The organism is Psychrobacillus sp. FSL H8-0483 (genome assembly GCF_038637725.1).
GTDB lineage: Bacteria > Bacillota > Bacilli > Bacillales_A > Planococcaceae > Psychrobacillus.
Genome location: NZ_CP152052.1, coordinates 1,115,835 through 1,135,705, shown reverse-complemented (window position 1 = coordinate 1,135,705; position 19,871 = coordinate 1,115,835). Strand labels below are relative to the sequence as shown.

Below are 19,871 nucleotides of genomic sequence, written 5' to 3'. Positions count from 1 at the left end.
ACCCTCCATTTACATTGTGAATATATATAGTGTACCAAAAAAGAGGACCATCCATGTAGCATTTGGATGGTCCTTTAAAAAGGGGGAAATGAGAATGTTGCTGTGTTCTTTATTATTATGCCCGGCTATCTTTTTTTTAAACATTTTTTTCAACAAAATAATATTTTTTTATTTCCTCTAGGTTTTTTATAAACATATCAGCTTTTGTATTTTCTATTAATTGTCCCCCATACCTAACTTCCTCGTATATATAAAAAAATTTATCCTCTACTAGCCAGTCCATTCTTTTAAACCATTCTCTAACAGTTTCGCTTTTATTTCTATCCAATTTAAATCGCTGCGCTTCTAATTCAAATTGCAAATACTTTTCTCTTAATAGGGAAGCTTCTACTTTATATAATGAGCTTTGTTGACTTTGTTGATTCTCTTCCGAATTGATCATTTGATTTGTTTCATTTTGAAAATTAATCCGTTCTACTTCTAATTTCTCTGGTTTATTTTTCAACAAATAGCGTACAAAAAATAGAATGACAATAGTAGTTAACCCAAAAACTATCCATTCCACTGGAAAGTTTAAAAAAGTTTCTTCCGAAACAATTTTATTCGGCTTTATTTTAACTTGTTCTCCAACTGGTATTCGTGTATCTTCTTTTAGTTCTCTAATTTCCAAGCTATTCATTAAATTCTCTAGATATTCTAGTAAAGGTCCAAAAGGTATGACTACTACACGCATTATGACTACAAAGAAAACATCCATCATTTTACGAACAACTGGAGCAATGAAATAAATAAAAACAGTGAAACTTGCTACGCTTACTAAACTAATAAGATAGATACCTAATACTTTGCCAAATGTAAAGGAATTGTGCTTGTCCGTATTTATCCAAACAGAGAATAATCGTATCCCTACAAATAAAGCGATTCCAGTTACAAACACTGTATAAAGAATAGATTGATACCCTTCATATCCCAGGAAAAAATTAATACAATGTACCACCAAAAATGTAGCAAAAAATAATAGCGTAAATAAACTATCATTTCCTTGCTCATTTTGCATTGTGTTAAATCTAGCTTGAATGCGCCAAATTGAAAAAATAACACTTAACCCAAATAACCAAAAAGGAGATCCAATAAAGAACAGGAATAACAGGATAAAAGAAGGGAGAATAAATGGTACTAAGATATTTGGTCCTGTTTTATGGAAGATTAGCTGGGCTGCAATCGCAATAACGAATTGTAGTCCAATCCAGATGAACGGGAGTGCATTAGTTGTTCCATTTTGAAACAATACAAAAATCAAAGCAAGAATCCAAATATCTTGCAAATATTTTCCAAACGACTGGACTTGAATATTAATCTGGTGGGTAGAGTGAAGTATCATAATTTCCCCCTTTACTTACATCCGTTCGGTACAAAACATTTGTCCGACGCTCCCAATGAGTTAGTAAAGGCAAAAACTGTTCTAACTCATGTGTCATAACATAAACCGCAACAGGGAGCTCCTCATGGGTTTCTATGTAAGTAATGATCCTTTCAAATGGAACGAAAAAATCACTAATTGACAATAAAGATAGAAGCTCTAATGCTTGAATGCGATGCGTATCTCCACTTCCTATTGGTAAATAAACAAAAGGGATTTTTCCATATGCACGTATATTTATTGCAAAAGAGAAGGGGATGTCTTCTTTATAACAGGCATCTATATGAGAGGCGAGCCACTCAATTTTTTCTTCAAAATCTTCAACTACTCTATACTTCTCCACAACATTTACAAGAAATAATACGGAGACGTTTGCTACTTTTGTAAATACCTTGGTTTGAAGCTGTTGCATTTTCGCACTAGCCTTCCAATGAATATGGTGAAATTGATCTCCTGGTTCATACTCTCTTGTTCCAATAGGAAAAAAAGGATCATCATATAAGGAAGAAGTTAATTCTAAATGACCTTGCTTCAATTTAGATGGAGTAAACTCTTCGTCAATGGTATACATCTGTGGGAACACAATCGCATCCATTAATATAAACGGCTTAAAGTCCAACCATACCGATCCCTCCGTTAAAGGATGTGGGATTTGAACCTCGATTTGTTTTATCCTAGCAAGACCTCTTCGAATACCTTTTATTGGGATTTTTACTTTTACACTCTTTTTATAGCCAATAGAGAAAGGAACTTTTACCTCATGAAAACCAGCATTTGTTGTATTTGAAATTCCATTAGGTGCTATAGCAGATTGAAATGATATTAAGAGAGTTGCATTCCAAATGGGCAATCCTTTATTTTGGAAAGTTAGTACAATGTGAGACGTGGAATCTTTAATTAAACGAACTCTCTTTTTTTCATTTATCAGTTCTAACTTTTTTCCTACTTTTTTATAATAGTACACTTGCAAGAGAGCAATAATTAGTAAAAAAGAAAGAACAGATAACAAGAGATATTGTTTAAAGAAAAGACTAAAAATACATGTGAATACAAGAAGATCTACATATATTCTCGTATTCTTCATACCTAGATCTTGACGAGTCCAATTCATCGAACATTAGCCTCAACTGGAACTTCAATCTCACAAACTAGCTCTCTCATTATTTCTGCTAAATTATGAATGAGCATTCCTTGTGAAGAAAGTTTCATACGGTGAAGACATACAGGTTCTATTACATTTTTTACATCGTCAGGTGTAACATACATTCTTCCATTAATAAATGCACTTGCTTTTGCAGCTTGTAGTAATGCTAGAGATGCACGACTACTCAATCCAAGCTCTATGTATGGATGGCTCCTTGTCTTGTGCACAATTTGTATAATGTACGTTAAAATATCCTCATGAACGACTACTTCTTTCACTTCCTTTGACCATGCTTCCACTTGTTCCAATGAAACGATTTTTTTCGTTTTAATTTCTCCAGGAGCTCGACCGAACTTTTGTAAAATAATTCTTTCCTCTTCCAATGTCGGGTAATCAATTGTTAGTTTAAATAAAAACCGATCTAATTGTGCAGCTGGGAGAGGAAACGTTCCTTGCTGAGATTCCACTGGATTTTGTGTTGCAATAACCATAAAGGGTGATAGTAGCTTAATCGTTTCCCCATCTATCGTCACTTGTTTTTCTTCCATTGCCTCTAACAAACTAGATTGAGTACGTGGAGTAGCTCGATTAATTTCATCCGCAAGTAAAATATTACTCATCACAGGACCAACTCGAAGGATAAATGATTGTTTTTGTGGATGGAAAAAACTTATGCCCGTGACATCAGAAGGTAATACATCAGGAGTAAATTGGAGTCTTTTAAATTCTCCTTGAATTGCATCTGCAAACGATTTAGCCATCATTGTTTTTCCTGAGCCTGGCACACTTTCTAACAGAACATGCCCCTGTACTAATAATCCCATGAGCATAAAGTTAATTTCTTTTTCCCTACCGACAATAGCCTTGTTCAATTCATCTTGAAGTAGTGATATATTGAGCATGTATAATTCTCCCTTTGAAAACTACTCAGCTTTATCCAATTTGCTATGCTGTTTTACTTGTGATTGAAATTCATTTAATAAATGATCCAATTCCTCACTAAGCTGAATAGTTTCTCTATTTGTCACACCTTTTTCAATTGCGGATTGAATCATTTTTTCTCTAGTATACTCTAATTTATTTAAAAAAGATTCTAACATAAAGAATCGCCCCTTTTACAAAATGTATATTCCTCTCAGCTTACCTTTTGTCTTCAGCGTTTAAACATAGAATATATCGACAATTGACGACAAATCAGCTTCTCGCTTTGCTTAAATAGGTATATACTATTTGGCCACCCTGCAATGCATTTCCAGAGAAGTGTTTAAAATCCTCTCTTTTGACCAATACTTCTCGAAACAACAAAAAATCATTTTTGGAAATTTCCAACGTTTTAATTTCTCCATTTTGGAGCATATTTAATTTATCTTCAAATAAATCCACTCAAGCTGCTCCTTTCTATTTATCAAATGATGTATAGTTTCCAAACTTTTGATTAAAATACTTTACGTACAGCTTTTTTTAGGGCAAACTATTAATATTATGTTCTAAAAGGGGATGGGACAATCTATGAAAATTGCTGAAGTCGGTAATATTATTGAATTTAAGGATGGACTTCAAGGTATTGTTGAAAAGGTTAATGAAAACTCTGTAATAGTTGATTTAACCTATATGGAGAACTTTAACGAGCTTGAAATAGAAGAAAAGACGGTAATCAATCATAAGCGTTATAAGATATTATATAGTAACGAAGATTAAACGTCATGCCGTTCCTCTCCTTTAGATGAACGGTTTTTTAACTGGTAATTACACCTTTTACTTCTCTCCCGCCTAAAGCTCTTTGAAGTAGACTTTCCCACCCCCAACTCATAGGACGTTTTATTTTTTCTGAATCTAGTAAGGATGTGCTTTTTATGTTTCGTCAAATACCAATAATCGGATTAATACTTTCACTTTGTTTAGCCTATGCTTTTAATTGGCTAACATTTTCAAATGACAAAGTATTTTGGTATTTCTACACATTTACCGTATTATTTCTCATGTCATTGGCTTTCTATTACGCTAAAATAGAAGATAGCTTAAGAACAACTCATTATGTCATACTTGGGCTGGCTTTTGGAGCGATCACATATGCTTTATTTGTTTTAGGTTATAAAGCTATTGATATTACCCCATTTATGTCCACAAAGAGTGTGACAGCCTTTTTAAGTAAGTTTGGACCTGTTGCCATATGGCAATACCTTTTACTTTTACTTATCATTGCTCCTGGAGAAGAATTATTTTGGAGAGGTTATATTCAACATCAGTTGAAAAGATGGCTCTCCCCAGTGTTTTCCATTATTTTAAGTTCTGTACTATATGGTTTTTCATTCGTCTTTAGTGGTTTTCCGTTAGGTATTTTTGCTGCGTTCATGACGGGTATTATTTTCGGCATTTTATATGAATGGAAAAAAAGTATGCCTCTTATCATATTATCCCATATTACGCTATTAGTACTATTATTTTTAGTACTTCCACTTCGTTGAAACATTTTGGAATCCATCTCGTCTATTTAAAAAAGGAGTTGAATGATATTGAAAAAAGTACATTCTCTAATTTCTATTATTTCACTTTCTATCGTACTTGCAGCTTGTGGAACAACTACGGAGAGTGAAAAAACGGACCAGCCAGCACCTACAACAGAAACTAAGAACAGCGAAGAAACGGTTAGTCCTACTAATCCTGAAAAAGAACTTTTAGGAACAACTGTAGAAAGTGAAAATCAAAACTACTCTATCACTGTAGTAGATAATTTTGAACTAACTAGTGAAGAGCCAAACAAAGATTTGATATTCAATCAAGAAAATGACTTGCAATCCATGCGAATTGAAACATTTGACCCAAACAATGGAACTCTAAAAGACGTCACACAAAATCTAGTTGATACCTTGCAAGCATCAAATGATAGCGGGACTGTAGTCGAAATTACAGATCAAAAGCTTATTCCAACAAATGAATCTATTGAGGATGCTAAAGCATTTCAAATAGATACATCTAGTGGAAAAGTTACTGGTTATACATTTGTACGAGAAGGGTTAATAGTTAAGCTTACTGTTTTTGATACAAATGAATCTCCAGCACTTGAAACCTTTGTAAAAATGGCAGAAACAATTAAAGTAAAATAAAAACTTCGGGCCTTCATGAAGGCTCGAAGTTTTTATTTTGTGAAATATTTTAGTGTAGTTTTTAGCATATCATTTGCGGGAGAATCCGCGCAGCCGAGGAGGCTTGTCGGTTCTCCCGTAGAAAGCAAGCGGATTCTACCAATAAACTGTTTAACAGACTCTTATTTTAATACGATAAATTTTTAATCGATAAACCTAGCTTCTTCAAGAGTGCAATTACTTGTTCTTTTTCTTCCTCTGATAAAGCATTCATTAATTCCACTAATTGTTCCTCGTGACGAGGAAAGAGCTCGTCCATAAACTTGCTTCCTTCGTTAGTGATTTCTGCATATGTTACACGTCGATCGGTGGCACTTGAGATGCGGCTAATATATCCACGCCCCTCTAATTTATCTACTACATAAGTAATAGAGCCACTCGCCAGCAAAATTTTGTTACCAATCTGTTGGAGGGGCTGTTTACCTTTATGATATAAGAGCTCTAGCACTGCAAATTCCGTTGGATTTATGCCATTTTTCTGAATAAAATGATTCGTACATTCATGAATTACTTTATGAGCGCGTGACAGTACAATAAATAATTTTAAGGCACTGTTCGATTGTTCAATTGTCATTCTCTTCATCCTCACCTATATAATACATTAAACATTATTATATAGGTCTTCCTATTATATTGTCAAAATAGGATTAGGAACCGATGTGTAGTGGAAGGATAAATTTAAATGTTGTTCCTTTTCCTACTGTGCTACTTACTTCAATAGTGCCCCCATGTGCCTCTATAACCTTGGACACATGAGACAATCCTAGGCCAGTCCCAGTATTTTTTGTAGTGAAGAATGGATCAAAGATTTTGTCTAAGTCATTACCTGCAATTCCTTGGCCTTGATCGTGTATTTCAACATTTATATAATTATTATCAACACATTTGATATTAATGCGAATTTTCCCACCATCCGGCATCGATTCAATAGCATTTTTTATTGAATTGATAAATACTTGTTTCAATAAATTTCGATTTCCAAATATTTTACTTCCATTATTAATTTCTAATAGTATAACGATATCAATTCCTTGCATTAACGCTTGTGGTGCCATAAAATTTACTACTTCCTTCATTAACCATTGCACTTCAAAATAAGTATACTCTGTATTAACTGGCTTGGAAATTTGTAAAAACTCAGTCAGAATTTCTTCCATTCTTTGAATTTCATCATCAATAACGTTTAAGTATCGTTTACTATCTTCTGTTGCTGTTTTTAATAATAATTGGGTAAACCCTTTTAGGGAAGTTATTGGATTACGTATTTCATGGGCAATACTTGCAGCGAGTTGTCCAAGAGCGCTAAGGGATTCAGTATGGTCGAGACGTCTTTTCATATTCATTTTTTCCGATTCATCATATATTTCCGTTAAATAAATGTTTGTGTCATTTTGTTTGGAAACAATCAAATGGATATACTTATATTCACCTATAAATGTTCGAACCTCACTAAATAGCTCTGCATATCCATTTTGAAATAATTCTTCCATTAATACTTTTTTGTTTTCTTCTGTTGCTAAAAATATTTCAAAAAGCTGTAAAGCATTCATCGTGAGGAGTTCATCTCTGCTTATTTGGAAAATTTTTTCGATATGTGAATTAGCTTCTAATATTGTTCCTTTTTCATTTATTAAAATTAGCCCACACGAAAAAAGCTGAAAGACATGTTCAAATTTTTGCTTGTACTTATACTCAGCTAACAACTATATCACCAAACCTCTCAACAGGAGTTTCATGAATAAATGAATTTCAACAATCATTTCAACAAAATCATTCAATATTTTATTTATTCTGATTATTTCATATTAATTACGATATTGAAATGATTCTTTTTACCTATATTGTCGTCTATGCGTTTCATTGTTACAATAGTTATACGAAAAAAAGGAGTTTAAGAACATGAACATTATATTAACAACCTTGAATGCAAAGTTCATTCACACTAATTTAGCGCTTCGTTGCTTAAAGGCTTATGCAGAACCTGAATATTCCCCCCTTATAGTTGAATACACCATTAAAGATCCAACATTCAATATAGTTGCTGATTTATATCAAAAAAAGCCTGATATAGTTGGATTTAGTTGCTATATTTGGAACATTGAAGAGACGATAAAAGTGATCAAGATGTTAAAAACAGTAGACCCATCCATTACGGTCGTTTTAGGCGGGCCTGAAGTCTCATACGATACAAACGTATGGCTACGACAAGTGAAAGAAATTGATTATATTGTCGTTGGTGAAGGAGAACATTCTTTTAAAGAATTGCTAAACTATCTACATGAAAAACAAACTTTAAAAGATGTACCTGGAGTAGCTTATGTGCATGACGACAAATTTATGCTTAATCCGCTACCACCAAAGTTAGATTTAAGAGATTCCCCTTCCTCCTATCGCTTTGAAGAAGATCTTCCCAATCTCTCTAAACGAATTGCATACATTGAAACAAGTCGTGGTTGCCCGTTTTCGTGTCAATTTTGCTTGTCCTCTATTGAAGTTGGCGTAAGATATTTTAATCGAGATAAAGTAAAAGACGATATTCGCTATTTAATGGCGAATGGTGCCAAAACAATTAAATTCGTTGATAGAACATTTAACATCAGTAGAAGCTACGCAATGGAAATGTTTCAATTTCTGATGGATGAACATATACCAGGAGTTGTATTTCAATTTGAGATTACAGCTGACATTATGAGACCTGAAGTAATACAATTTTTAAATGATAACGCTCCAGCTGGACTTTTCCGCTTTGAAATCGGCGTTCAGTCCACAAATGATTTGACGAATGAGCTCGTAAAACGAAGACAAAACTTCGATAAGCTAAAACGCACGGTAACAATGGTTAAAAGTGGCGGCAAAATTGATCAGCATCTAGACTTAATTGCAGGTCTTCCTGAAGAAGATTACGACTCGTTTACGAGAACTTTTAATGAAGTATTTGAAATGCGTCCCGAGGAATTGCAACTAGGATTTTTAAAGTTACTTCGTGGTACAGGTCTCCGAGTAGAAGCAGAGAAATATGGTTACGTCTATGTAGATCAAGCTCCTTACGAAATTTTCTCTAATAATGTGTTAACATTTACTGATATTTTGCGCATTAAACAGGTAGAGGATGTATTAGAAAAGTATTGGAATGCACACCGAATGGACCATACACTGGAATATTTATTTGCTCATGTGTTTGATACACCATTTGACTTTTTCCAACAATTTGGGACGTTCTGGGAAGAGAAAAACTGGTCGAAAATTGGCCATCAATTAGAAGATCTATATACACGATTATTTGCATTCTTAGACGGACTAGATAGTATTTCTGTACCAACCATCCAAAGTGTCATGAAACTCGATTATTTATCTAAACAAAAGTTCCAACCTCGTAAACCTTGGTGGGAAAATGACATAAATAAAGAAGAACAATCTACATTATACAAGCAAATATTAGAGAATCCTTCTATTGCTGGTGAAGAATTTGTGTTATTAGGTTTAAATGAACGAGAGCTATTTAAGCAAACATTTGTCACTCCAATCTCTATTTGTGTTGATTCTTATAAGCAAGGAATTATTAAAGAAAGAGAAGGATACCTTCTAACTACATTTGGTAAAAGTGCATCCCCTCATTTTTCTTTTATCCAAACGAAATAATCTAAGATATGCGCATGCTGCCACTAATTGCTAAACCTTTTGGCAGACGTTTACGGATTGCTTTGAAATGGACTTTAGCTACAACATTACCGCGCGATTTTTAGGAGAGGAGGATCGTGACTAACGTTACGATCCTCCTCTCCTTTTTCAGTAATTTTGTGAATTTCTTCCTTCCACAGCACTCAAAAAAACTGGCAACAGGTTAGTGATGTTTGGATTAATAAGAGAATAGATTCTTTCTTTTTCAAGTTGAAGGCTCCCGAAGATGCAATTTTGGGAGCTTTTTTGCAGTTCTAAAAGAGGATGCTAACTATTTTTAAGTCATATGCTCTCCTTACAAGTATGAGAAATCAGAGAGTAATTCTTAAGAAAAGCGCAAGCGCCCTCTAAGTACAAAACCTGTTTTGTATCGTTTTCGGAGGTCTTTGGATAGACTTATTGCTATATCATTACCGATTGATTTTTAAGAGAGGCTGGTCGTGACTGACGTCACGACCAGCCTCTCTTTTCTGGGTAATCTTATGGCGTTTGTCTCTCCGTCGCCCTCCTTCAACAGTACGAATAAGGTTAAGTTTTTTGGATAATGAGTGAAAAGATGCTTTCCAACTCATAAAGGAAGCACCCGAAGATGCAATTTCGGTTGCTCTAGTGCTCCTTTATGTAATAGATGCTAACTATTTTTGGGCCATATACTCTTTTACCAGTAGAAGTAAATTAGCAGAAATGCTCGTCTTAAAGATTCTTGCTAGCTACCAGGTCCATCTCCTCTACCTTACCTTGTATTCAATCCTCTGCATTTTACTATCGTTCAAAGTACCAGTGACTTTATGCACTCAAAAACTATATCCTTCCTATCTTTTAGTTGTCCTTTCTTTTATGATTGATTTGAAAACATTTACTTGATTGTAGTGGAAGGCGGCGACTCCAGCGGGATGAGTGAGACAGATGAGACATCACAACGGACGCGTGAGCTACGGTGATGGCTCATCGCTCACCCCGCGGAAAGCGTCCGCCTGGAACGGAAAATTATATACTTTCTTATTCTTTTAAAAAAAACGAGCATCTCGTCTTTAATAGAACGAATTGCTCGTTTTTTATATTTTAGATACTTTTTAACCAATGATGACACGTTCTTTTGGATAGCGATATTTTGTTTTATTACTCTTTCCTCCTAATGTAAACAAGAAAGAAATTAAGCCTACTCGTCCGATGAACATGAGGATCATTATAGTTATTTTACCAGTATTCGACAGATCTTCCGTAATTCCTAATGACATTCCACAGGTACCGAAAGCAGATGTGATTTCAAATATTAAGGTTGTAATAGGAATATCTGGCTCGGTAATGGACATTAAAATCGTTGCTACCAACACCATTGTAAGGGCTAAGATAATAACGGCAAATGCACGAAACACATCAACTAGCTGAATTTCACGATTAAATATTTGAATATTATCTTTACCTCTCGAGAAATTAATTAAAAACAGTATTGCGATTGCAAAGGTTGTTGTTCTGATCCCCCCACCAACTGAACTCGGTGAAGCACCAATGAACATAAGTGCACTCATAAATAAATTTGTACCCTCGTTGAAAAGTGTCACATCAAATGTCGTTAAACCCGCGGAACGAGTCGAAACGGAGTGAAAAAAGGCAGTAAAAAACTTTTCATGCCAAGGCATACCTTTAAAGGAGTTAAACATTTCTAGCAAGTAGATCATTATGGTTCCAAACACCAAAAGTATTCCATACGTAATAGTTGTTAGCTTTGTAAATAAAGAGAAACGAAAATTTTTGTTTTTATTAGAAAGAAACTCTTTAACTTCTATTAATACAGGGAAACCAATCGCTCCAAAAACAATTAATATACTTGTTATGATTTGAATGAAATAATCATGATGATAAGGGACTAGTGATTCGCCTGTAATATCAAACCCTGCATTTGTTGTAGCAGACACAGAAGTAAATATCCCATGAATAAAGGCTTCTTTAAGTGAATCATAATACTGAGTAAAATACATGGTTAAAAGCACTCCACCAAGAATTTGTATAAATATTAGAATCTTCACAATTTCTCGGATTAAGTGTACAACTCCCGATAAGCTAGATTGATTATGGTCGACCATAATTAACTGTCTCTCACGCAAACCAATTTTCTTTCCAGATATTAGCCAAATAAAGGTTCCTAAAGACATAATGCCGATTCCGCCTAGTTGCAAAATAAGTATTATCATGACGTATCCAAATACACTGTATGTCTCTGAAATATTTATGGCAGTTAATCCAGTAACACTAACTGCACTAACCGCTGTAAATAAGCTATCTATAAAATCTACTTTTACACCAGGTTTATGAACACCTGGAAGGCTCAGGAGAAGAACAGAGACAGCAATTGCTATAAAGTAATAAATGACAATCACTTGAGCTGGAGTAAATTTTAATTTGGCTCTTAGTTTAGTTTGTTTCATTTGACTATTTCCTTTCAGTAAAGCTTAAAGCCTATTTACATATTGTAAAAAAAAAAGTATAAAAAGATAGTCGAAAGAAACTATCTTTTCATACTCATTATAGCGTAGGTTGACAACAAATCCCAAATTGGAATGTATCACCTCAGATTATCTAGTTAATTAAGCACTATGATTCTTATTCTTCACAACACCTAGTAAGTAACCACCAAGCGCAATTGAAAGTAGCACAACCCAGAATGTAATCGTCCATGGTGTCGAATGCGGAAAGTCCTCATCCAATATTCCTACACCCGGATGGGAAAGTGTTAATACCGTTAGTTTAACCCCTACCCAACCTACGATTAAAAAAGCTGCAGTTTCAAGTGTTGGATATCTCTCTAGCAATTGAACAAATTTATGTGCAGCGAATCGCATAATGATAAGACCCATAACCCCGCCTAGGAACATAACTGTAAATTGCCCACCGTTAATACCACCAATTTCAAAGTTACCTAAATGTGGTAACGTAACTGCGATAGCAACTGCAGCAAGCATTGAGTCGATTGCAAAAGCAATATCTGCAAGCTCTACTTTTAAAACAGTAAACCAAAAACCTGATCCTTTTGATTCCTTTTCTTCATCCTCCATATGCGAATCTGGTTTCTTCCGTTGATCATAAATATGTTTAATCGAAATAAATAGTAAGTAAGCTGCTCCTATCGCTTGAACCTGCCAAATATTCACCAAGAATGTAATCATGAATAACGCTAAAAATCTAAATACGAACGCACCTAATAGTCCGTAAAATAACGCTTTTTTCTGTTGTACTTTCGGTAAATGTTTCACCATTACAGCCATAACGACTGCATTGTCAGCTGCAAGTAATCCCTCTAGTCCGACTAGTACAAGTAGAACCCAACCATACTCTAATAAAATTGCTATATCCATTGTTATCCTCCTTTTTGCATATAAAAAGACCCCTGCCTTTAAAAAGGCAAAGGTCTTGCTAAGCAAATATAATAATTGCTATCATAACCGATGGCTAAAGCCATGTAATGACGACTATGAAATAGGTTTCCCTATAGCTACTCCCCTTTGACGAAAGTCAAAAGTCTATTTAATTATGTTATTTATTATAACACAACTAACTCATTTGTAAATAAAAACTATTTAATCCGAATATGAAAAGCTTGGTCTTTTCTATGCAAATTATAAAAACTAATCATTGCAGGAACCGATTCAATAAAATCTGGACAGGTTATATTCCCTTTGGATAAGATACTTTCCGCCACAGTTGTATCAAAAGAAGAATTCCATGTTAAATAGTCCAATGTTTCTTTTTCAACTTGTAGCATTTTCCGAACAGGATAAATAGCAACAGAAGCCTTCGCAAGAGATAAGGGAATTCTTCCTTTTGGATATTTCCCAGTAATTTCTTTCACAAACGTGCGATACACTTCTTCCACAGGATATGGTTTAGGATCTGTTAAATGGACGGTTTGACCAATTGCATCTTCACTAAAGCTACAATAAATAGATGCTTTTGTTATATAATCACTAGGCACCACATTAATAAAAGCACTGGACTTTCCTAAGTAAGGTAGAAAAGGAAGTCTCCTTAAATTTGTAATCATATTAATAAAGAAATATGGACCATCAAATTTAATGGTTACACCTGTTTCAGAATGACCTCTTACTATTCCCGGTCGAATAATGGTAACTGGTATTTTTTCTTTCAGTTTTTCCACAAGAACTTCCGCTTCATATTTTGTCGCTTCATAATGATTTTTAAATCCAGTTGGTTTCACTAGCTCTGTTTCTAATAACTTTCCTTCTCTTTTCCCTGCAACATAAGCAGTACTGAAATAAATATATCTCTTAATACGAGGGAACTGAACAACTAGTTCATTAAAATTCTCTGTGCCTTGGACATTAACTTTCCAAGCAATATCTTTAGGAACTGCCAGATCATAAATGGCAGCAAGATGCCAAATATATTCTACTTCGCTTTGTAGTTGAATAAGTAACTCCTTTTCAATACCAGCGTTAGTTTTTGTAATATCCCCTTCTACAATCACAATACGCTGGTCCTCCAATCCATCTTCATAAATTTCTTGAATCATTTCTTTTGCTCTATCTAATTGATACGGGAGAACGATTACATAAACGGAAGATAATACCATTTGCTGGCGAAGTTCTTTTATAATATTTTTTGCTAGAAACCCTGGAAATCCAGATATTAGTGCTATTGACATTTAAGTCCACCCCTTTATAAAAAGTATAATGAAAAAGGGTCTTCAATTGAAGACCCTTCCACTAAATATTTTCAGAATGTTTAGATGACCTTTTTCTTCTTGTTTCTTTATCGAAAAAACTATATATCACTGGCACTACATATAAAGTTAAGAAAGTAGAACTGATTAATCCACCGATTACTGTAAGAGCCATTGGTTGATTAATTTCAGTCCCTTCTCCAATCCCCAGAGCTAATGGAACTAATCCAAGAATAGTAGTAAGGGCAGTCATTAGTATTGGTCGTACACGGTCTCTAACCGCAGAAGTAATTGCATCATACGAATTTATTCCCTCTGCTTTACGTTGGTTAATATAATCAACTAATACAATACCGTTATTTACGACTATCCCAACTAATATCAATATACCAATAACTGCGGAAATACTAATTGGTGTACTTGTTGTAAATAAACCGATAAATATACCAATAACGATAAGAGGTACTGTAAACATAATAACGAAAGGATATTTAAACGACTCAAATTGTGCAGCCATTACAATATATACTAAAACTACAGCTAATAAAACTGCTAAAATCATATCATTTTTAGCATTATCCAACAGTTCACGATCTCCACCAAATGAAATAGCAACATTTTCTTTTAAACCTTGATTTTGAATGGTCTCATCTATTAAATCAGACATTTCACCTAGTGAGTATTTAGATTCGTATTTAATAGAAAAAGCTACTGCACTCGCTTGATTTATACTTCTAATCGCTACTGGGCCTTTCGCAATTTCTATATTTGCAACGTCTTGCAGTTCTATAAACTGTCCAGAGGGTGTACGAAGTTTCAATTGCTTTAACTTTTCTACACTATTGCGATAAGCCTCGTCATATTTAACGTACACACCATATACTTCATTGTTTTCAGAAATAATTTGTGATGCAAACACACCTCTAGTGACGTTGTTCACCGTTTGTGCTATTTGAAACGGAGCTAATCCATATTCTGTAGCTGCATCACGTTTTACAGTCATTTGTACTTCTTCTACTGTAGAAATTAAGTCATTATTTACTTTTACTACCCCATCTAACTTCTCCAAGTCACTTTGTAAATCTTCCACTGCAGTAGTTAATGCTTGTTTATCCACAGAAGAAACGGTGAAAGAAACTACATTTGGAGAAGAGCCAGAAGCATTTTGTAAATTAAAGTTAATATCGACATTTTCTCCAACGACATCCACTACTTTTGGTTGCACTTCATCGACAAATGAGAATATAGAGCGGTTCCGTTCTGCTAAAGGTTTTAGCTTAACGGATATTTCTGCAACATTTGACCTGGAAGTACCCCGCGACTGACCCTCTTGACTCCCACCTACAAAGCTGACGTATACTTCAACATCTTTTTCTTTTTGTAATAGCGCTTCAATTTTATTTACGACCTCGTCCGTTGCAGTAAAAGAAGAGCCATTTTCAAGCTTCACTGAAATGGAGACAAATCCTTCATCGGTTGCTGGTAAAAATTCAGTACCCACCCGAAACAATCCAAATACAGAAACAAAAAGCAATACTACCGTTAACGAAAGGATGATTGTACGATGGTTTAGCGACCATTTTACAGATCGTTCAAAATTATTATAAGTTTTGGATCTGCGTCTCTTCGCTTCGACGTTTCCTTTTGGCTTTTTGAGCATTCTACTTGCCATCATCGGGATTACAGTAATTGCTACAACTAATGAAGCAATTAAACTAAATGAAATAGTTAAAGCAAATTCCGTAAAAATTTGACCAATCAAACCCGAAAGAAATACGACAGGTACAAAAACCGCAATGGTTGTTAATGTGGAAGCCGTAATAGCACCAATCACTTCTTTAGTCCCCGTAAAAGTTGCTTCTTTTGGATTTTTCCCTAAACTTAAATGACGCTCAATGTTTTCAATAACCACAATAGAGTTATCTACAAGCATTCCAATTCCCAGTGCAAGAGCACCTAGTGTCATAATATTTAATGAAAAACCTGCAAAATACATTAAAACAAACGTCACAATAACAGAATAAGGTATTGCAACACCAATAATAATTGGACTTCTGATTCCTCTTAAGAAAACAAATAGTACAACCATTGCCAATAAACCACCTGAGATAAGTGTTGAACCAATATTATTAATCGCAAGTTTGACATAGTCACCTTGGTCGAACAAAATATCTGCTGTAACACCTTTAAACGAATCTTTTTCTAATTGCTTGTTTAAAGCTTCTTCAAAGGCCGAGGACACACTGGCAGTATTCGCACTTGATTCTTGAAAAACAGATAATAATACGGCAGGTTCTTCATTTGCTCTTGTTTCCGAATTTCTCTCTTGTTCGGTCAGTTGAACAGTTGCAACATCCGCAATAGTTACCTTTTTCCCATCAAGTGGATTTACAGAAACGACTAAGTTTTTAATGTCATCTATAGACGTTAAAGTACTTATAATACGAGTAGTTAAAGATTTTTTATCTTCTGTTTCAATTGGATCCCCTGGAAGTGAAATATTATTAGCTTGGATCAATTGAACAATATCATTTTGTGTAAGTCCTTTGCTTTGTAACTTTTCTTGATCCAATAAAATTTGTACTTCTTCCACGAGGGATCCAGAAATATTTACACTGGCAACACCTTCAGTGCCTATTAATTCTTTTTCTAATTGCTCTGCAATCAAACGAATATCCGTTTCAGTATCTGCTGATCTAAGTGATAACTGAATGACTGGAAATTGTGCCGGGTCAAACTTTAAATATCTAGGCTTGTCTGCTCCAGTAGGAATTGGGACGTTGTCAATTCTTTGCATAACATCTAACTGAATATTATCCATATCTGTTGACCAATCAAACTCTAGGAGAATGAAATTAGCACCTTCTTGAGAAGTACTACTTATATTTTTAATTCCTTGTAGTGTGCTTAAAGATGATTCCAAAGGCTTTGTAATTTTTTCATCTACTTCTACAGGACTTGCCCCTGGATAATTCGTTACCACTACGGCAATTGGGGGATTTAAATCGGGAATTAAAGTGATAGGAATTTTAAAAAAAGACACTCCGCCCAAAATGATAACTAAAAACATTATAACGGTTGTAAAGACCGGCCTTTTTATGGAAAAATCACTTATTTTCATCTTTAGGGACCACCTTCTTATTTGCTATTTCTATCATATGCCCTAGAAAGCAAGAGTTCAAATTTATAATTTCGAAAGCAGTGAGAAAATTGGTTTTTTATAGGTATATTACTATTTAAGAGGTGATTCTATCATTTCGGGAGTTTCTCCGTTTTGAACTTGCCCTCACTTTAGAAAAGCGCAAGCGCAATCTAAGTACAAAACCTGTTTTGCATCGTTTTCGGAGGTCTTTGGACGACTTATTGCTATATCATTACCTATTGATTTTTAAGAGATGCTGGTCGTGACTGACGTCACGACCAGCATCTCTTTTCTCGGTAATCTTATGGCGTTTGTCCGTCCGTCGCCCTCCTTCAACAGTACGAAAAAGGTTAAGATCTTTTTGGATAATGAGTGAAAAGATGCTTTCCAACTCATAAAGGAAGCACCCGAAGATGCAATTTCAGGAGCACTAGTGCTCCTCTATACAATAGATGCTAACTATTTTTTGGTCATATACTCTTTTACCAGCAAAAAAATTAGCAGAAATGCTCTTCTTTAAGATTCTTGCTAGCTAACCGGTCCATCTCCTCTACCTTACCTTGTATACAATCCACTGCATTTTTCTTTATGGTGATTGGAGTGGAAGGCGGCGACTCCGGCGGGAAAAGAGCGTCCAGGTGAGACCCCGCAGGAGCTTGCGACGAGGAGGCTCACGGACCGCCCGCGGAAAGCGTCCGCCTGCAACGGAAATCAACAAATCGATCTTTTTCTCCAAAATACCTGAAACACTGGATTGTCATATGCTCTATTTACAAGTTTAAGAAATCAGTGTTAATTATTTTTCTTAAGTCCAATATTCGCCACATCCATGTGGTAACGGATTGAAGGCTTGGCAGTTCGTCCGCGGAAAGCAAGCGGATATTAGGCTGGTAACAACACTATCGTTTAACAGAGCCTTTATTTAGGCTTTGTTTTTTTAGTAGATTGATGTCAGGTACATTTTCATGATGCGCTCAAAAAATGCCGGTGTCTGGATAGTTAATGAGTAAAAAAGAGGCTACTTTTATAAAAAAAGTTAGCCTCTTGTAGATTATAGAAGATTATACAATTTAATATGCTCGTATTTATCTTGGAACCAACGAGTCGCAAATTCATTTTCAAATAAGAACACAAATTGATCATAACGATCTTTCACAAGCATACTTCTTGGACCAGTCATAGATTCTTTTACATCTTCTTCATTTTCAATCCAACGAGCTACTTTTGATCCAATCGGTTCAATTCGAACTTCGACGTTGTATTCATTTCTCATACGATGCTCAAATACTTCGAATTGAAGCTGTCCAACTGCTCCTAATATAACTTCTTCTGTATGCAGTGTCTTGTAATATTGAATCGCACCTTCTTGAACAAGCTGCATGATTCCTTTATGGAAATGCTTTGATTTTAACACATTTTTGGCAGTTACTTTTACAAACATTTCGGGTGTAAATTGAGGAAGTTTTTCATAATTAAATGCTTTTTTCCCCCCAACAACCGTGTCACCAATTTGATAGTTCCCCACATCGTAAAGTCCAATAATATCACCAGCTACAGCAATATCTACTGTTTCTCGATCATCTGCTAAAAACTGAGTAGATTGAGTCACTTTGAACGTTTTGCCTGTTCGTGCAAGCGTTACAGTCATCCCTCTCTCAAACTTACCAGAAACGATGCGTACGAAAGCAATACGATCTCGGTGTGCTGGATTCATATTTGCTTGTATTTTAAATATAAATCCGGAAAAATCTTCATTGAGAGGATTTACTTCCTCTTCATTTTCCGTCATTCGAGGCTGTGGAGTCGGTGCAAATTGTAAGTATGTTTCTAAAAAGGTTTGTACTCCGAAGTTAGTTAGGGCACTACCAAAGAAAACAGGCGTTAAATCTCCTGCCAGTACTTTTTCTTTATCAAAATCATTCCCTGCTTCATTTAAAAGCATGATGTCTTCCATAGCTTGTGTATAATAAGAAGTTTGTTTCATCGAATGATCAACAGCAAGTTCCCCATCCTCATTTAATGGAAGAAATCTTTCTGATTCTTCTGTTCGGAATTGTTCGATACGGCCATTAAATCGATCATAAATCCCTAAAAATTCTTTCCCCATACCGATTGGCCAGTTCATTGCATAAGACTGAATTCCTAACACTTCTTCAAGTTCTTCCATTAGTTCAAGAGGTTCTTTACCTTGACGATCTAGTTTGTTTATAAATGTAAAAATCGGAATTCCTCTCATACGGCAAACTTTAAAAAGTTTTAACGTCTGGGCCTCAATCCCTTTAGCTGCATCCACGATCATTACTGCACTATCTACAGCCATAAGCGTACGATACGTATCTTCACTGAAATCCTGATGTCCAGGAGTATCGAGAATATTAATACGGCAATTATTAAAGTCAAATTGCATAACAGAGGATGTAACGGAAATTCCACGTTGTTTTTCAATTTCCATCCAGTCAGATGTTGCAAATTTCCCTGACTTTTTCCCTTTTACTGTTCCTGCATCACGAATTGCTCCACCAAAGTATAAAAGCTTTTCCGTAATAGTTGTTTTACCAGCATCTGGGTGGGAAATAATTGCAAAAGTTCTTCTTTTTAATATTTCATCTTGTAATTTTATGTCCATAACGTTATATCTCCTTCTTATTCACTTTTTTATCATATGG

The 19,871-nt window shown here is 35.0% G+C and carries 16 protein-coding genes; 4 read left to right on the top strand and 12 right to left on the bottom strand.

What is annotated here, in order from left to right; genetic code table 11:
- Positions 1-136: 136 nt before the first annotated feature.
- The 5 genes from MHB48_RS05170 to MHB48_RS05150 all read right to left on the bottom strand — a co-directional run bounded on the left by MHB48_RS05170 (position 137) and on the right by MHB48_RS05150 (position 3,947).
- The gene (locus MHB48_RS05170) at positions 137-1,381 is read right to left on the bottom strand and encodes a hypothetical protein (RefSeq protein ID WP_342600479.1); all 1,245 of its coding nucleotides are present in this window, start codon (positions 1,379-1,381) and stop codon (positions 137-139) included.
- Positions 1,353-2,531: a DUF58 domain-containing protein gene (locus tag MHB48_RS05165; RefSeq protein WP_342600478.1), complete on the bottom strand. Its 1,179-nt coding sequence runs from the start codon at positions 2,529-2,531 to the stop codon at positions 1,353-1,355. The genes MHB48_RS05170 and MHB48_RS05165 overlap by 29 nt, the downstream gene beginning before the upstream one ends.
- Positions 2,528-3,466: a MoxR family ATPase gene (locus MHB48_RS05160; protein WP_342600477.1), complete on the bottom strand. Its 939-nt coding sequence runs from the start codon at positions 3,464-3,466 to the stop codon at positions 2,528-2,530. Before MHB48_RS05160 ends, MHB48_RS05165 begins: the two co-directional genes overlap by 4 nt.
- A gap of 21 nt (positions 3,467-3,487) precedes the next feature.
- Positions 3,488-3,664 (bottom strand): aspartyl-phosphate phosphatase Spo0E family protein, encoded by a 177-nt coding sequence (locus tag MHB48_RS05155; RefSeq protein ID WP_340918575.1) that lies wholly within the window; start codon positions 3,662-3,664, stop codon positions 3,488-3,490.
- A 94-nt stretch (positions 3,665-3,758) separates the two neighbouring features.
- Positions 3,759-3,947, bottom strand: a complete 189-nt coding sequence (locus tag MHB48_RS05150) for a hypothetical protein (RefSeq protein WP_342601442.1) — start codon at positions 3,945-3,947, stop codon at positions 3,759-3,761.
- Between the two features lie 126 nt (positions 3,948-4,073).
- Between MHB48_RS05150 and MHB48_RS05145 the strand changes: the two genes are divergently transcribed.
- The 3 genes from MHB48_RS05145 (at position 4,074) to MHB48_RS05135 (ending at position 5,668) form a co-directional block, all read left to right on the top strand.
- Positions 4,074-4,262, top strand: coding sequence for a DUF2187 family protein (locus tag MHB48_RS05145; protein WP_340918573.1), 189 nt, complete (start codon positions 4,074-4,076; stop codon positions 4,260-4,262).
- A 155-nt stretch (positions 4,263-4,417) separates the two neighbouring features.
- Positions 4,418-5,029 (top strand): CPBP family intramembrane glutamic endopeptidase, encoded by a 612-nt coding sequence (locus MHB48_RS05140; RefSeq protein ID WP_342600476.1) that lies wholly within the window; start codon positions 4,418-4,420, stop codon positions 5,027-5,029.
- 48 nt (positions 5,030-5,077) lie between these two features.
- Positions 5,078-5,668 carry a hypothetical protein gene (locus tag MHB48_RS05135; RefSeq protein ID WP_342600475.1) on the top strand — a complete coding sequence of 197 codons (591 nt, stop codon included), beginning with the start codon at positions 5,078-5,080 and terminating at the stop codon, positions 5,666-5,668.
- Positions 5,669-5,834: 166 nt separating this feature from the next.
- On the opposite strand, the gene MHB48_RS05130 is transcribed toward MHB48_RS05135, so the two are convergent.
- Positions 5,835-6,281 (bottom strand): MarR family transcriptional regulator, encoded by a 447-nt coding sequence (locus tag MHB48_RS05130; protein ID WP_342600474.1) that lies wholly within the window; start codon positions 6,279-6,281, stop codon positions 5,835-5,837.
- A gap of 73 nt (positions 6,282-6,354) precedes the next feature.
- Positions 6,355-7,410 (bottom strand): ATP-binding protein, encoded by a 1,056-nt coding sequence (locus tag MHB48_RS05125; RefSeq protein ID WP_342600473.1) that lies wholly within the window; start codon positions 7,408-7,410, stop codon positions 6,355-6,357.
- A 196-nt stretch (positions 7,411-7,606) separates the two neighbouring features.
- Here MHB48_RS05125 and MHB48_RS05120 point away from each other — a divergent pair, with 196 nt between their 5' ends.
- Positions 7,607-9,346 carry a B12-binding domain-containing radical SAM protein gene (locus tag MHB48_RS05120; RefSeq protein WP_342600472.1) on the top strand — a complete coding sequence of 580 codons (1,740 nt, stop codon included), beginning with the start codon at positions 7,607-7,609 and terminating at the stop codon, positions 9,344-9,346.
- Between the two features lie 1,112 nt (positions 9,347-10,458).
- Here the strand turns inward: MHB48_RS05120 and MHB48_RS05115 are convergent.
- From MHB48_RS05115 to MHB48_RS05095, 5 genes are all read right to left on the bottom strand, one after another.
- Positions 10,459-11,811, bottom strand: coding sequence for a TrkH family potassium uptake protein (locus MHB48_RS05115; RefSeq protein ID WP_342600471.1), 1,353 nt, complete (start codon positions 11,809-11,811; stop codon positions 10,459-10,461).
- A 159-nt stretch (positions 11,812-11,970) separates the two neighbouring features.
- Positions 11,971-12,738, bottom strand: a complete 768-nt coding sequence (locus tag MHB48_RS05110; protein ID WP_342600470.1) for a TerC family protein — start codon at positions 12,736-12,738, stop codon at positions 11,971-11,973.
- A 218-nt stretch (positions 12,739-12,956) separates the two neighbouring features.
- Positions 12,957-14,045 carry an SDR family oxidoreductase gene (locus MHB48_RS05105; RefSeq protein WP_342600469.1) on the bottom strand — a complete coding sequence of 363 codons (1,089 nt, stop codon included), beginning with the start codon at positions 14,043-14,045 and terminating at the stop codon, positions 12,957-12,959.
- Between the two features lie 61 nt (positions 14,046-14,106).
- Positions 14,107-17,184, bottom strand: coding sequence for an efflux RND transporter permease subunit (locus MHB48_RS05100; RefSeq protein ID WP_342600468.1), 3,078 nt, complete (start codon positions 17,182-17,184; stop codon positions 14,107-14,109).
- Positions 17,185-18,256: 1,072 nt separating this feature from the next.
- Positions 18,257-19,831, bottom strand: a complete 1,575-nt coding sequence (locus MHB48_RS05095) for a peptide chain release factor 3 (protein WP_342600467.1) — start codon at positions 19,829-19,831, stop codon at positions 18,257-18,259.
- Positions 19,832-19,871: the final 40 nt, after the last annotated feature.